The sequence below is a fragment of the Vibrio sp. G-C-1 genome (assembly GCF_021728015.1).
GTDB classification, from domain to species: domain Bacteria; phylum Pseudomonadota; class Gammaproteobacteria; order Enterobacterales; family Vibrionaceae; genus Vibrio; species Vibrio splendidus.
The window spans coordinates 94,929-110,906 of record NZ_JAKKCR010000006.1 but is presented as its reverse complement, the minus strand read 5'-3'; the positions used below and the strand labels follow the sequence as shown (position 1 = coordinate 110,906).

The window sequence follows — 15,978 nt, the reverse complement described above, 5'->3', positions numbered from 1 at the left end:
ATCAAATTGCAACAAGCCGTGCAATCCTTCGGAACGCACGGCTTGTTTGTATCTGTAACCTATTCAAACTATTATTATCCACACTCTCAGTTAGTGCATTTTTCTAAGGTTTTATGGCAGGACACATCCCGCGTAGTTTCATCGATGATCTCCTAGCGCGTCTCGACATTGTCGATATTGTGGACGCACGCGTGAAACTTAAGAAAAAAGGCAAAAACTATGGTGCTTGTTGCCCATTTCACAACGAAAAGACCCCTTCTTTCAGCGTAAGCCAAGAAAAACAGTTTTATCACTGCTTTGGTTGTGGCGTACACGGCAATGCTATCGACTTCATTATGGAGTTCGAACGTCTCGATTTTGTTGAAGCGATTGAAGAGCTGGCCTCATTTTTAGGACTTGATGTTCCTAGAGAACAGCGCAGCGGTGAAATATCCACGGCGCCAAGAGCCAACAGCGAACAAAAACGTAACCTCTACGATTTGATGGGTGGCATCAGTAATTTTTACCGCTCTCAGCTGAAAATCTCAGCGAACAAACCTGCGATTGATTACCTAAAAAATCGCGGCCTTTCTGGTGAAATCGTACAGAAGTTTGGCATTGGCTACGTCGCTGATGAATGGGACTTGGTTCGTAAGAACTTTGGCCAACAAAAAGAAGCCCAAGACATGCTCGTTACTGGCGGCATGTTGATAGAAAACGATAAAGGCAACCGATACGATCGATTCCGTGGACGCGTGATGTTCCCGATTCGTGACCGTCGAGGCCGAGTGATCGGGTTTGGTGGTCGTGTTTTAGAAGACGGCACGCCAAAGTATCTAAACTCGCCAGAAACGCCGATCTTCCATAAAGGTAAAGAACTTTACGGCCTTTATGAAGTGTTACAAGCATACCGTGAACCACCTCAAGTACTTGTGGTTGAAGGTTATATGGATGTTGTCGCACTAGCGCAGTACGGTGTCGATTACTCAGTGGCATCACTGGGCACCTCAACAACCGGTGATCACGTTCAGATGTTGTTCCGCCAGACCAATACTGTGGTTTGTTGTTACGATGGTGATAGAGCAGGTAAAGAGGCCGCGTGGCGCGCACTAGAAAATGCGCTTGAATACCTAAAAACAGGTAACACACTCAAGTTTCTGTTCTTGCCAGACGGTGAAGACCCAGACAGCTATATTAGAGAACACGGTCAGGCTGCTTTCGAACAGCTCGTCCACAATGCGACGCCGCTTTCGACCTATTTGTTCGATAACCTGATAGAAATACACAAGCTGAATTTAGGAACAACAGAAGGAAAATCGGCACTGCGTGCACACGCGAGCGCCTTGATTAGTAAAATTCCTGACAGTTACTTCCAAGAACTGCTCGAAAAATTGCTCGATGAGCGAACTGGATTTGATAACCAATTGAGGCGTGCTCGCGTTCACACAAAGAACCCGACACCTCAACCGCATAAAGAGCTCAAGCGCACTCCAATGCGTGAAGTTATCGCTTTGCTTATCCAAAATCCGAGCTATGCTGATATGGTACCGGATTTATCAAGTGTCAAAGGCTTACAGCTGCCTGGACTAAGTTTATTCGTCGAAGTACTTGATATCTGCCGAGTGAACCCCCATATCAGCACAGGCCAATTATTAGAACATTGGCGAGAGAACAAACATGAGGCACTTCTGTCTCGTCTCGCGAGCTGGGAAATCCCCCTCGACGAAGACAATCAAGAAGACATATTTTTAGACTCATTGGACAATATCCTTGCCCAGTGCGTTGAAAAACAAATTGAAAACCTGCAGGCCAAAGCAAGAAGTGTCGGTTTATCAGCCGAAGAAAAAAGGGAGCTACTAGCTTTAATGCTAGATCTAAAAGCGTAACCCTGTTTGATTAGTCAGCATTTAATAAATTTGTTAACATAATTGGTTTGCATTTGAGAATGCAACGTCCTTCACCAGACCTGAAGTTGGATATCATCTATGGATCAAAATCCGCAGTCACAGCTAAAATTACTTGTTATTAAAGGCAAGGAACAAGGCTATCTGACCTACGCCGAAGTAAACGACCACCTACCTGCAGAAATCGTGGATTCTGAACAGGTAGAAGACATCATTCAAATGATCAATGACATGGGTATCAAGGTAGTAGAAACTGCACCTGACGCTGATGATCTAGCTCTTAATGATGACGATGCCAATATAGATGAAGATGCAGCTGAAGCTGCTGCTGCTGCGCTTTCAAGCGTAGAAAGCGAGATTGGCCGTACAACTGACCCAGTTCGTATGTACATGCGTGAAATGGGTACAGTTGAACTACTGACTCGTGAAGGCGAAATCGACATTGCGAAGCGTATTGAAGATGGTATCAATACCGTTCAATTATCTGTTGCTGAGTACCCTGGCACGATTCCATACATCTTGGAACAGTTTGACCGCGTACTCGCTGAAGAGATTCGCTTAACAGATCTAATTAATGGCTTTGTTGACCCAGACGACGATGGCACAGCTGCGCCAACGGCGACTCACATCGGTTCAGAGCTCGCTAAAACTGATCTAGAAGACGAAGACAAAGAAGAAGCAGAAGACGACGAGGAAGAAGAAGAGGAAGATACAGGTATTGATCCTGAGCTTGCTCTTGAGAAATTCACAGCGCTTCGCACTAGCTACCAAAACCGTCAACTAGCAATCAATGAATACGGCCACGAAAGCCCGAAAGCAACGCTTGCAACAACAATGATGCAAGACGTATTCAAAGAATTCCGTCTGACGCCAAAACAGTTTGATTACCTAGTAAACGAACTGCGTACTTCGATGGATCGCGTACGTACTCAAGAACGCCTAATCATGCGTCAAACGGTTGAGTACGGCAAAATGCCGAAGAAATCTTTCATTGCTCTATTTACTGGCAATGAATCTAGCGAAGCATGGTTGGACGAAGTTCTTGCTTCAGACAAGCCATACGCAGAAAAGATCAAACGTAACGAACACGACATCCGTCGCTCTATCCAAAAGCTGGATATCATCGAACGTGAAACGTCTCTTACTGTTCAAAGCATCAAAGATATCAGCCGTCGTATGTCTATCGGTGAAGCGAAAGCTCGTCGTGCGAAGAAAGAGATGGTTGAAGCGAACTTACGTCTAGTAATCTCGATTGCTAAGAAGTACACAAACCGTGGTCTACAATTCCTGGATCTAATCCAAGAAGGTAACATCGGTCTGATGAAAGCGGTAGATAAGTTTGAATACCGTCGTGGTTACAAGTTCTCTACTTATGCTACGTGGTGGATCCGTCAAGCAATCACTCGTTCGATTGCCGACCAAGCTCGTACTATCCGTATTCCGGTTCACATGATCGAAACGATCAACAAACTAAACCGTATCTCTCGTCAAATGCTACAAGAGATGGGTCGTGAACCGCTTCCGGAAGAGTTGGCTGAGCGCATGCAAATGCCTGAAGACAAGATCCGTAAAGTACTGAAAATTGCTAAAGAGCCAATCTCAATGGAGACACCAATCGGTGACGACGAAGATTCGCATCTAGGTGATTTCATCGAAGATACAACGCTAGAACTGCCTTTAGACTCTGCAACGGCAACAAGCCTGCGCGGTGCAACTAAAGACGTTCTTGCAGGCCTAACGCCTCGTGAAGCGAAAGTACTGCGTATGCGTTTCGGTATCGACATGAACACTGACCACACTCTTGAAGAGGTTGGTAAGCAGTTCGACGTAACTCGTGAACGTATCCGTCAGATCGAAGCAAAAGCACTGCGTAAACTTCGTCACCCAAGCCGCTCAGAAACTCTGCGTAGCTTCCTAGACGAGTAATTACACGCTTTAGTGTGGTTAGCTTTTAAGCATAAAATAAAAAAGGTGAGCGTTGGCTCACCTTTTTTGTGCCTACGTGATTTAAGTGGCTAAGATGTAAGCGGAATTGCCCCTCATAGTGTCTAGACACCATTGATTGGTTCCCCTATAATCTATGCCCTACGGCCCCTTAGCTCAGTGGTTAGAGCGCACGACTCATAATCGTTCGGTCCCCAGTTCAAATCTGGGAGGGGCCACCAAATTAGAAAAGCCAGAACAGTTCACGCTGCTCTGGCTTTTTGCTTTTCTAGCCCTTTATCTTCTAGCTCAACGCTCTGCCCCATTCGCCCAGTTTCTTCTATGTGACTAAACATACTTTTCTTTTATAAAAAAATCGGCAATATGAGAGTACACAAATCATTCAATAGTTCAGGGAAGACTCATGAAAGACGAAACGCTCTCGATTCACTTCGGCTACGACACAGATCCAACAACCAAATCGGTTGCGACTCCTATTTACCAAACCGTTGCTTATGAATTCGATGATGCACAACACGGCGCCGACCTGTTTAACCTTGCGGTGCCGGGCAATATCTACACTCGCATAATGAACCCAACCAACGATGTGTTGGAAAAACGCATGGCAGCCTTAGAAGGCGGGATTGCAGGCTTAGTGGTGAGTGCAGGCAGCGCGGCGATCAACTACGCGATTCAAACGTTGGCACAAATCGGTGACAACATCGTTTCAACACCTCAGCTTTACGGCGGTACTTACACCCTATTTGCTCATATGCTACCAAACCAAGGGATCGAAGTTCGCTTTGCTAAAGACGATAAACCAGAAAGCTTAGCGGCTCTGATCGATGAAAAGACCAAGGCGGTTTATTGTGAAAGTATCGGTAACCCAGCAGGTAACATTATCGACTTAGAACGTGTTGCTGAGCTTGCTCACGCACAAGGTGTACCTGTGATTGTCGATAACACGGTGGCGACACCTGTGTTGTGTAAACCTATCGATTTTGGTGCCGATATTGTGGTGCACTCGCTAACCAAATACGTTGGTGGTCACGGAACGACGTTGGGTGGTGTTATTGTCGATTCAGGCAAATTCCCATGGGCAGAGCACAAAGATCGCTTCCCGGTCTTTAATCAACCAGAACCTTCTTACCACGGTGTGGTGTATACCGAAGCCTTTGGTGAAGCCGCATTTATTGGCCGCGCTCGAACCGTTCCATTGCGTAATACAGGCGCAGCACTGTCACCCATGAATGCCTTCATGTTGATGCAGGGTCTAGAAACGTTGTCGCTACGCATGGAGCGACACACCGAGAATGCACTGAAAGTAGCAGAATACCTTAAGCAACATGAGAATGTGAGTTGGGTAAGCTACGCGGGGTTACCAACCTCTGAGTTCTACCCATTGGCTGAGAAATACATGCAAGGTAAGCCGTCTGCCATTTTATCTTTTGGCTTGAAAGATGGTTATGAAGCCGGTGTTCGTTTCTATGATGCGCTGCAAATCTTCAAACGTTTGGTCAACATTGGCGATGCAAAATCTCTCGCTTGTCACCCTGCTTCTACAACACACCGTCAATTAAGCGAAGCGGAACAAAAGCAAGCAGGTGTGTCACCAGAGATGATTCGCCTCTCAGTAGGTATTGAACACATTGACGATATCTTGGCTGACCTAGAGCAAGCACTTAATGCTTAATGCTTAATGCTTAATGCTTAATGCTTAACGCTTAACGCTTAACGCCGTTAAAGCTAGATCTAACGCTGATCGTTAGCTAACAGACACAAAAAAGCCCATCACAGGATGGGCTTCTTATTATCTAATTTTCTTAGATAGGCTGGCGATTACTCAACCGTTACCGCTTTCGCTAGGTTACGAGGTTGGTCAACATCGGTACCCTTGATTAGCGCCACGTGGTAAGACAACAGCTGCATCGGTACTGTGTAGTAGATAGGTGCTGTTACTTCACTTACGTGAGGCATCTTGATGATCTTCATGTTCTCATCGCTTTCAAAGCCTGCATCTTCATCTGCGAATACGTAAAGTAGACCGCCACGAGCACGTACTTCTTCAACGTTTGATTTCAGCTTCTCTAGCAAGTCGTTGCTTGGTGCAATAACGACGACTGGCATATCTGCATCGATAAGAGCCAAAGGACCGTGCTTAAGCTCACCAGCCGCGTATGCTTCTGCGTGGATGTAAGAGATCTCTTTCAGTTTAAGAGACGCTTCCATCGCGATTGGGTAGAACTCACCACGACCCAAGAATAGTGTGTGGTGCTTATCTGCAAAATCAGGTGCTAGCGCTTCGATCTCTTTATCAAACGCTAATGCTTTTTCAATATCAGCAGGCAGTTGATGCAGTGCTTGAACGATCTCCGCTTCTTTCTCTTCATTGATGCGACCTTGTAGACGACCAATTGACGTTACCATCATCAGCATTGCAGCTAGTTGAGTGGTGAAAGCTTTAGTAGAAGCAACGCCGATCTCTGTTCCTGCGCGAGTCATGAAGGCAAAATCAGATTCACGAACCAGCGAAGAGCCTGCAACGTTACAGATAGTCATTGCTGACATGTAACCTTTTTCTTTTGCAAGACGAAGTGCAGCAAGCGTATCCGCCGTTTCACCAGACTGAGACAAAGTCACCAATAGGCTATTCGGACGAACAACGAAATCACGGTAACGGAATTCAGAAGCAATCTCTACGTCACAGCTTACGCCTGCTAGAGATTCAAACCAGTAACGCGCAGCCATGCCTGAATTGTAAGACGTACCACATGCGATGATCTGCACGTGTTCAACTTTGCTTAGGATCTCTTCCGCTTTAACACCGATTGCGTTAGTGATAACCGAAGTGTCAGAGATACGGCCTTCCATTGTGTTGATCAGCGCTGTTGGCTGCTCAAAGATCTCTTTCTGCATGAAGTGACGGTATTGACCTTTGTCACCTGCATCGTGTTCTGCGTTTGATTCAACGATTTCACGCTCTACACGCTCGCCCGCTACATCAAATACTGTTACATCACGACGAGTCACCTCAGCAACATCACCTTCTTCTAAGTACATGAAGCGACGAGTTACGCTTAATAGCGCTAGTTGGTCAGAAGCAAGGAAGTTCTCGCCCACACCAAAACCGATAACGATTGGGCTACCAGAACGAGCAACAACGATACGGCTAGGATCTTTACGATCAACTGCCACTGTGCCGTATGCACCGTCTAATTGTTTTGCTGTTTTTTGCAGAGCTTCAACCAAAGAAGCTGACGTGCGAAGTTCCCACTCAACAAGATGAGCGATAACTTCTGTATCTGTTTGTGAAGTAAACACGTAGCCACGCTCTTGCAGCAGAGCGCGCAGTGTTTCGTGGTTTTCGATAATGCCATTGTGTACAACAGCAATATCGCCAGACATGTGTGGGTGTGCGTTTGCTTCAGAAGGCTCACCGTGTGTCGCCCAACGTGTATGAGCAATACCAGTACCGCCAATGACATGTTGTTGATCGACTGCGTCTGCTAGCTCTTGTACTTTACCAAGGCGGCGTACACGAGTTAGGTTAGATTCGCTATCAACTACAGCGACACCCGCTGAATCGTAGCCTCGGTATTCTAGGCGGCGAAGACCTTCTACTAAAATTTCAGCTACATCACGCTGTGCTACTGCACCAACAATTCCACACATAGTTTCACTCCATCAATTTCGTTTTATTCCTATTGGCAGCAAGCAAAGGCCAGATCTTTATTAAGATCAATTATAGGAAGGTAAATGCATAATACTTAAATTTGTTTTTACGCTGGATCGGTCAGGATCACTCGAACATCATGTGATTCGATACTTGCTTTGGATTCTTCGCCTAAGTCTGTATCGGTAATTAAGATGTCAATGTGTTCCCATGCCAGCTCTAAGTTCGGGATCTTTCGTCCCACCTTTTCCGACTCAACCATCACGATCACTTCTCGTGACACTTCAGCCATTACTTTACTTAGGCCAACCAATTCATTGAACGTGGTTGTGCCTCTATCAAGGTCGATACCATCAGCCCCGATAAATAGTTGATCAAAATCGTAAGCTCGAAGTACTGATTCTGCGACTTTGCCTTGAAAAGAATCCGAATGGGTATCCCAAGTGCCGCCGGTCATTAGCAGTGTTGGTTCGCTTTCCAACTCATTAAGTGCATTAGCGACATGCAACGAGTTGGTCATCACAACCAAACCACGCTTGCTATTGAGCTGCTGAATTAGCGCCCCTGTCGTGCTACCGCTATCGATCACAATGCGATTATGGTCGCGAATTAAATCTGCAGCGGCTTTCGCTAATGAAATCTTTCGAGTCGAAACTTGTGGACCCAGTTCTTCGTTCACAACCTCTTTCGGTAATGAAATCGCACCACCATAACGGCGCAAAAGCTGACCGTTTTTCTCTAAAGACGCTAAGTCCTTTCTAATCGTGACCTCTGAGGTTTCGAATTTAGCGGATAGTTCATCAACACTAACCTCCCCCTTTTCATTAACGAGGTTAGAAATAGCATGTCTTCTGAGTTGGGTGTTTCGTTTCGACATTTAAAAAAGGCCAGTAAGTTTCGATTTGAAACATATTATAGTTACAACGAAACTATTTAGTCCATTTATTTTGATCCAAAAAATTAATAAATAGCGATAAAACCTTGTCCTAAGACAATTGTTAAGCAGTGATATTGAACTGATTAGGTGGTAGAATCCGCACCCGAAAAGAAAAAAAATTACAAAACTGACTGTTATTTTTTTGCAACTTACCTCTTATATAGTGGGGTAAGTCACATAAAACCGATATTGAATCAAAATCTTTTGGTCATAAAATGACTAAAATTGATGAAAGACTTACAACTCTGAAGGACATATTGGAAGTCCCGCGCTTTTACACAACAGGCACAAAATGTTGATGTAGCGGACCAATCTTCAGACCTTAAATAAATTTCAAATTGTAACAATACTTACCGGAGAGTACCTTCCATGAAAAAGACCAAAATCGTATGTACGATTGGCCCTAAAACTGAATCTGTAGAGAAGCTAACTGAACTAGTAGATGCTGGCATGAACGTTATGCGTCTTAACTTCTCTCACGGTGACTTCGCAGAACACGGCACTCGTATCGCGAACTTCCGTACAGTAATGGAAAACAAAGGTGAGCAACTTGCTATCCTTCTAGATACTAAAGGTCCAGAAATCCGTACTATCAAACTTGAAGATGGTAACGACGTAGATCTAGTAGCTGGTCAAGAGTTCACTTTCACAACTGACGCAACAGTTGTTGGTAACAAAGACGTAGTAGCAGTAACTTACCTAGGTTTCGCTAAAGACCTAACAGCTGGTAACACTATCCTTGTTGATGACGGCCTAATCGAAATGGAAGTTATCGCAACAACAGAAACTGAAGTTAAGTGTAAAGTTCTTAACAACGGTGCTCTAGGCGAAAACAAAGGTGTTAACCTTCCTGGCGTTTCTGTTCAACTTCCAGCTCTTTCTGAGAAAGACAAAGCTGACCTTAAGTTTGGTTGTGAGCAAGGCGTTGATTTCGTAGCTGCTTCTTTCATCCGTAAAGAAGACGACGTTAAAGAAATCCGTGAGCTTCTAAACGCTAACGGCGGCGAGAACATCCACATCATTTCTAAGATTGAAAACCAAGAAGGTGTAGATAACTTCGATTCAATCCTTGAAGCTTCTGACGGCATCATGGTTGCTCGTGGTGACCTAGGTGTTGAAATCCCAGCTGAAGAAGTAATCTTCGCTCAGAAGATGATGATCGAGAAGTGTAACCGCGCACGTAAGATGGTTATCACTGCAACTCAAATGCTTGACTCTATGATCAGCAACCCACGTCCAACTCGTGCTGAAGCGGGTGACGTTGCGAACGCAATCATGGATGGTACTGATGCAGTAATGCTTTCTGGTGAAACTGCTAAAGGTAAGTACCCAGTTGAAGCTGTAACTATCATGGCTCAAATCGCGAACCGTACTGATTCAGCTCTTAAAGCTGAGCTAGGTTCTCGTCTAGACAGCCCACGTCTACGCATCACTGAAGCAGTATGTAAAGGCGCTGTAGACACAGCAGAGAAGCTAGCTGCTCCTCTAATCGTTGTTGCAACTGAAGGCGGTAAGTCTGCACGTTCAGTACGTAAGTACTTCCCAACTGCAAACATCCTTGCTCTAACAACTAACGAAAAGACAGCTGCACAGCTAGTTCTAACTAAAGGTGTTAAGCCAGTTCTTGTTGACTCTATCGAGAACACAGACGCGTTTTACATCAACGGTAAAGAAATCGCTCTACAATCTGGCCTAGGTAACAAAGGCGACATCGTAGTTATGGTTTCTGGTGCTCTAGTAGCTTCTGGTACTACAAACACGGCATCTGTTCACGTTCTATAAGAATGAACCGATACGCATAAAATATAAAAGAGGGCTTCGGCCCTCTTTTTTTATGAAACAAATCTTGCCTAACTTTTCAGTACGCTGTATTATCAATCACAGTAGAATCACGTACTGTTAACTTCCATGGGCTCTTTCTAAGAGACGGATTAGCAGACTAGAATCAAATATGCATGAGGTTTGTAATGTCTAGTCCTACGCTCACAGACAAAGTATCAAAGATGATTCGCCAAGATATTCTTAATGGTGAGTTAACCCCTGGCCAAAAACTCGTTGTTGCTGATCTAAAAGCACGATACAACGTAGGCGCATCTCCAATTCGTGAAGCCTTAGTGCAGTTATCTTGGAGTAAATACGTAAAGCTAGAGCCACAAAAAGGCTGCTGGGTATCTCCGGTCTCAAAGAAAGAACTCAATGACCTATACGAAAGCCTTCGACTGGTCTCTTCCGTTCTGCTTAAAAAAGCGATCTCAGCTGGCGATGAAAGCTGGGAATTAGAAGTGTTGACCTCTTACCACAAGCTATCACGCCTTCAGAACGTAGAAGAAGAATTTGATTCTGTTGAATGGGAAGAACGCCACCAACAGTTCCATGTCGCGTTGCTTGAAGGTGCTGATTCAGAGAACATGTTTAAGTTCTTTGATGAACTAATTAACCAAGTTAAACGTTACCGCTTCTTAGCAATGTCAGCTGAAACAGCATCTGATGATCTGTTCAATATTGATGAGCACGAAATGATCATGAAGCTAGTACTCTCTAAGAATGCAGAACAAGCAACAGAGTTACTTGATCAACATTTACTAGGTTCAATGAAACGAATTGAAGAAGTTATCGAAGCGGCATAACGCCAAGATAGATTCTAACCAAATAAAAACGGAGCCCAACGGCTCCGTTTTTTGTTTCCAGTATCACGACTGAACTACCACCCAAAAAACTCTTTGTGATGAGTATTGAGCAGTACAACCATAGGTAAAAAATACAGTGCACTCAGTTGAAAGCCAAGAATGACTAATGTGCCTATGGTTAACCTCACTAAAAAATCGACAAACATACCAGGCCTCTTTTAACCAGACAGTATGATCCCCAAACTCTTGCTACAGCTAACCTAATTCTACTGTTATCTCTCAAGCCATTGATAAGGCAAGCTAACCAGTTGAATTAAGTTAACGGTGTCATCCCTTTTATATCGGGTAAACACTCTGTTTATTGGTTCGCTTAACACGACGCAACCTGAAGCAAGATAGTTTACTTATTGTTTATTTTAGCTCAAATTTTCATCAGCATTAGACTTTAGTCTAACTACATAAGACTTGTGACATAGGTCGCCTCAAAAGTGAGATTCCTAGTATAGATGTTGAAAGGAACGGCTGAAGACTAACTTTAAAAGATACGAAGCGAGGAAGATGGCTTGATAGGAAAGTGGTTAGTCACTTAAAACGTAAATCTTTTAAAGGCTAAGTCTGTTGAAAGCCAAGTGAAATATTAAAGACGAATCGAGTAATGAAAAATTAAGCGACATCAGCATGACTAGGGCACATAGAGACGGTATTGCGCCCAGACGATTTAGATTCGTAAAGCCCAACATCGGCACATTTGTATGAGCGAGTGCTGTTGCTTGTCAAATCAGTGAAACCGACACTCACCGTCACTTTAGTCCCTGAGGATAGCTCTATTTCTATTCGTAATCGATCCAACACACGTTTCGCTTCCGGCAGTGAGGTGTGTGGCATCAGTAATGCAAACTCCTCCCCCCCAACGCGAGCAACAAAATCAGTATTGCGTAGGCTGTCTTGTAGAAGCCTTGCAACACTTGCAATCACTCGGTCGCCTTCATCGTGGCCAAGTTCGTCATTGATTCGTTTGAAGTTATCAATATCGACTAAAGCTAAGCAAGTGGTCGCTTCATTAGGGTAACGCTCGACCAAGCGAGAATAATACGCGAGCTGCTCTTCGAACTTTCGGCGGTTCCAAAGGTTACTCAAAGAATCTCGTTCACTTAAGATCCTCAAACGCACCTCAAGCTCCTTCCTTACAGAAATATCAACCAAAGACGTAATATAGTAACTGATCTTTCCAGAGCGATTCTTAACGGCTTGTACTCGCATGATGACGGTGAAAGGGATACGTAACTTGTTCTTACACAGAACTTCCCCCTCCCATACTTCTTCTTGCTCTAAGTGTTGCCAGATTGAATCACTCGAGAGTGTCTGCTCGGTATTTTCAAGCAACAGCTGTAATGCATTTTGACCGATAACTTGAGTTTTGCAGTACCCCGTCATGTTCTCAAACTCGTTGTTGATCATCATAGTACGATGCTGCTTATCAGAGATCATGACGGCCGACATGCCGCTCAATGCGGCACGTGCCAACTTACTTTCTAGACTTCGACGTCGGTAATGAGTCACTAAATAAGCAAACGGAAACGCAAAAACTAGTACCGTTAGCAACACAAACACTTCTTCTTGAGAGAGGTCACTTAAGCTCGGTTCAGCTCGATCCATCAGTTGTTTCTGATTAAGTTGAATCAGTAAATGGACCTTTTGATTATTCGCGAGCATCACCGTGTTAAACGCAAACAAATTGCCATCTTCAAAAACGTGCCCCACCTGATCATTAGAGATCGCTTCCCATGCCTTTGGTGCGATGTTTTTTAGGTTATAGCCTTTTCTTTCTGGAATAGAATCGCCAAACAGCTTACCGCTATGGTTACTCGCTATGTAATAACCCGCTTCATTAAGAACTTCTGCTCTAAGATCATTATCAGGTGAAAAACTAAGACGCGACGATAAACCCCATACGTCGAGATTAATAACAAGGTAGCCCACTCTTTTCTCAGGTGTTTCTACGGGGGTAAAGACACGAATAACCGGCATATAAGGGAAGGTGATCTCACCATGTTCCATTTCAAGCTCAATGCCCCAACCGCCAATTTGTTCAGCTTCTAGTTTTTGAGCGTATTGAAAGTAGCTCGAGTCAGATTTATCTTGAAGTTGTTGCGGTACCGTTATGTGGCCTGAATCAGCGGAGTAGTTGACACGAACCAGCTCTTTACCCGAGATATCTAGCAGGTGGATCTGTGTATACCATTTTTGGTTCACGAGGACAGACTGCCAAACCTCTTCAAGTAGATCTTTGGTTTGGTCAGAGGGAGAAGAGGCAAAGTTAACCAAGCTTTGGCTGTGGCTTAACAGGCCCATTACGGAAACTAATTGAGTCTTAAGAAGATCGTAGTCTCGCTTAGCGTACACCAATTGATGGACGGCTTGCTTGGCTGAGTAGTCAAAACTCTGCTGCTTCACTTCTTGATATCGCTGCAAGTAATATAGAGCGACAGCTGAACAGAGTGTGATTGAGATGATTAGTAATGTAATTATTGATTTTTTATTTCGCATTACTAGCTCAGGAAGAAAAAGAGAGCGCAAGATTATAGCACTCTAGGAAATTAACAAAATAAAAGCCGCTTAAAAAAGCGGCTTTAAAACTATTTTTTAAATACTTCTTGTTTAGGCTTTCAACGCTCGTTCACCACGTGCGATGCCAACAACCCCACTTCGAGCGACTTCAAGTACTTCCGTTACTTCAGACAATGCCTGAATGAAAGCATCCAGCTTCTCGCTAGTGCCGGCCATTTGAACCGTATATTGCGAAGCCGTTACATCAACGATTTGGCCACGGAAGATATCCGCGGTGCGCTTCACTTCGGCGCGAGCAAAGCCGCTAGCGCGTACTTTTACCATCAATAGTTCACGCTCGATATGCTCAAGCTCAGACACTTCTTGTACCTTAAGTACGTCGATTAACTTGTGTAACTGTTTTTGGATCTGCTCAAGCTGCATTTCGCTCGAGTTAGTGGTGACGTTCAGACGAGAAAGCGTTGGATCATCCGTAGGAGATACATTCAAAGACTCGATGTTGTAGCCACGCTGAGAAAACAAGCCAACCACTCGAGAAAGTGCACCTGGTTGGTTTTCCATTAATAGTGAAAGGATGTGTCTCATATTATGTTCTCTCCGTTTTGCTTAGCCACATGTTATCCATACCCTCGCCTTTGATCTGCATTGGGTATACGTGCTCGGTGTCATCCACACTGATATCGACAAATACCAAACGGTCTTTCATCGCCAGTGCTTTTTCCAAACCTGATTCCAGTTCATCCGGAGATGAAATACGCATGCCAACGTGGCCATAAGCCTCAGCAATCGCAGCAAAATCAGGAACAGAGTCCATATATGAATTAGAGTAACGACCTTGATAAACAATGTCTTGCCACTGTTTTACCATGCCTAAGAAACGGTTGTTAAGGTTAATAATCTTAACGGGAATATTGTATTGCAGCGCAGTCGACAGCTCTTGGATATTCATTTGAATACTGCCGTCACCAGTAACAATCACAACTTCTTCATCAGGTTTCGCAAACTTAACGCCCATACCAGCAGGTAAGCCAAAGCCCATCGTGCCTAGACCACCAGAGTTAATCCAACGGCGTGGCTTGTCAAACGGGTAGTACAAAGCAGCAAACATTTGGTGTTGACCTACATCAGAAGCAACATAGGCATCGCCATTGGTTACTTTATGAAGTGTTTCAATAACTTGTTGTGGCTTAATACGACCAGACGTTTTGTCATATGCTAAGCAGTCACGTTCTTGCCACTGTTTAATTTCACTCCACCAGCTTTCCATCGCGTCTGCATCGTTAGTTCCACCTTGCTCAATAAGCAGGTTAACCATGCTCTCTAGTACTTTTTCCGCTGAACCTACAATCGGTAGATCCACTTTAACGTTCTTAGAGATAGAAGATGGGTCGATATCAATGTGCATGATCTTCGCATCAGGGCAGTACTTATCTAGGTTATTGGTGGTTCGATCATCGAAACGTACGCCAATACCAAAGATCAAGTCCGCATTGTGCATCGCCATATTGGCTTCATACAAACCATGCATGCCCAACATACCCAAAGAGTTCTTATGGGTACCAGGGAAAGCGCCAAGCCCCATTAGGGTGCTTACCACGGGTAAATTCAGTGCCTCTGCTAATTTTAACAGCGGCTTATCTGCCTCAGAAATAACTGCACCACCACCGACATAAAGTACCGGCTTCTTCGCTTCAAGAAGGGCTTTTAGCGCCTTTTTGATCTGACCTTTATGACCCGTAACCGTTGGGTTATACGAACGCATTTTGATCGTTTCTGGGTATTCATAAGGAAGCTTGATTTGTGGGTTTAAGATGTCTTTTGGCAGATCAATAACCACAGGACCAGGACGTCCTGTCGTTGAAATATAGAATGCTTTTTTAACGACTTCAGGGATATCTTCCGCTTTCTTAACGAGGAAGCTGTGTTTAACGATCGGACGGGATACACCCACGATGTCACACTCTTGGAAGGCGTCATTACCAATTAAGCTATTTGGTACGTTACCAGAAATAACTATCATTGGGATTGAGTCCATGTAGGCTGTGGCAATACCAGTAACGGTATTGGTCGCACCCGGACCAGAACACACTAGTACTACGCCCGGCTTACCGGTAGAACGAGTATAGCCATCTGCCATGTGGGTAGCGGCTTGTTCGTGTCGTACTAATACGTGTTTAATTTCAGCAGTTTTAGCATGCAGCGCATCATAGATATCAAGTACAGAACCACCTGGGTAACCAAAGATTTGTTCTACACCCTCTTCAATTAGAGACTGCACCACCATCTCTGCGCCGGATAACATTTCAGCGCCGGATGACATGGCTGTTTCAGGTTTTGTTGTCATATTGCTCTCCTCACCAGTTTCCA

Annotated in this window: 10 protein-coding genes and 1 tRNA gene; 6 read left to right on the top strand and 5 right to left on the bottom strand. The window is 44.4% G+C overall.

Annotation, left to right across the window (positions count from 1 at the left end):
- The first annotated feature begins 113 nt into the window (after positions 1-113).
- The 4 genes from dnaG to L3V36_RS10950 all read left to right on the top strand — a co-directional run bounded on the left by dnaG (position 114) and on the right by L3V36_RS10950 (position 5,499).
- Positions 114-1,865 carry a DNA primase gene (dnaG, locus tag L3V36_RS10965; RefSeq protein ID WP_017080230.1) on the top strand — a complete coding sequence of 584 codons (1,752 nt, stop codon included), beginning with the start codon at positions 114-116 and terminating at the stop codon, positions 1,863-1,865.
- Positions 1,866-1,964: 99 nt separating this feature from the next.
- Positions 1,965-3,809, top strand: coding sequence for an RNA polymerase sigma factor RpoD (gene rpoD, locus L3V36_RS10960; protein WP_009847799.1), 1,845 nt, complete (start codon positions 1,965-1,967; stop codon positions 3,807-3,809).
- Positions 3,810-3,972: 163 nt separating this feature from the next.
- Positions 3,973-4,048: transfer RNA gene (locus L3V36_RS10955), tRNA-Ile, on the top strand.
- 182 nt (positions 4,049-4,230) lie between these two features.
- Positions 4,231-5,499, top strand: a complete 1,269-nt coding sequence (locus L3V36_RS10950) for an aminotransferase class V-fold PLP-dependent enzyme (RefSeq protein WP_017080208.1) — start codon at positions 4,231-4,233, stop codon at positions 5,497-5,499.
- A 146-nt stretch (positions 5,500-5,645) separates the two neighbouring features.
- Here L3V36_RS10950 and glmS read toward each other — a convergent pair whose 3' ends face one another.
- Together glmS and L3V36_RS10940 are read right to left on the bottom strand one after the other, a co-directional pair.
- Positions 5,646-7,478, bottom strand: a complete 1,833-nt coding sequence (gene glmS / locus L3V36_RS10945) for a glutamine--fructose-6-phosphate transaminase (isomerizing) (RefSeq protein WP_004736010.1) — start codon at positions 7,476-7,478, stop codon at positions 5,646-5,648.
- Between the two features lie 107 nt (positions 7,479-7,585).
- A complete protein-coding gene (locus tag L3V36_RS10940; RefSeq protein ID WP_004736011.1) occupies positions 7,586-8,356 on the bottom strand; it encodes a DeoR family transcriptional regulator in 771 nt (256 codons plus the stop codon).
- Between the two features lie 429 nt (positions 8,357-8,785).
- Between L3V36_RS10940 and pykF the strand changes: the two genes are divergently transcribed.
- Both pykF and L3V36_RS10930 read left to right on the top strand, forming a co-directional pair.
- Positions 8,786-10,198 (top strand): pyruvate kinase PykF, encoded by a 1,413-nt coding sequence (pykF, locus tag L3V36_RS10935; protein WP_017077653.1) that lies wholly within the window; start codon positions 8,786-8,788, stop codon positions 10,196-10,198.
- Between the two features lie 173 nt (positions 10,199-10,371).
- Positions 10,372-11,043, top strand: coding sequence for an FCD domain-containing protein (locus L3V36_RS10930; protein ID WP_017080206.1), 672 nt, complete (start codon positions 10,372-10,374; stop codon positions 11,041-11,043).
- Between the two features lie 663 nt (positions 11,044-11,706).
- On the opposite strand, the gene L3V36_RS10925 is transcribed toward L3V36_RS10930, so the two are convergent.
- The 3 genes from L3V36_RS10925 to L3V36_RS10915 all read right to left on the bottom strand — a co-directional run bounded on the left by L3V36_RS10925 (position 11,707) and on the right by L3V36_RS10915 (position 15,955).
- Positions 11,707-13,590 carry a diguanylate cyclase gene (locus tag L3V36_RS10925; protein WP_102447099.1) on the bottom strand — a complete coding sequence of 628 codons (1,884 nt, stop codon included), beginning with the start codon at positions 13,588-13,590 and terminating at the stop codon, positions 11,707-11,709.
- A gap of 111 nt (positions 13,591-13,701) precedes the next feature.
- Positions 13,702-14,196: an acetolactate synthase small subunit gene (gene ilvN, locus L3V36_RS10920; RefSeq protein WP_004735875.1), complete on the bottom strand. Its 495-nt coding sequence runs from the start codon at positions 14,194-14,196 to the stop codon at positions 13,702-13,704.
- 1 nt (position 14,197) lies between these two features.
- A complete protein-coding gene (locus tag L3V36_RS10915; protein ID WP_004735876.1) occupies positions 14,198-15,955 on the bottom strand; it encodes an acetolactate synthase 3 large subunit in 1,758 nt (585 codons plus the stop codon).
- Between the last annotated feature and the right edge of the window lie 23 nt (positions 15,956-15,978).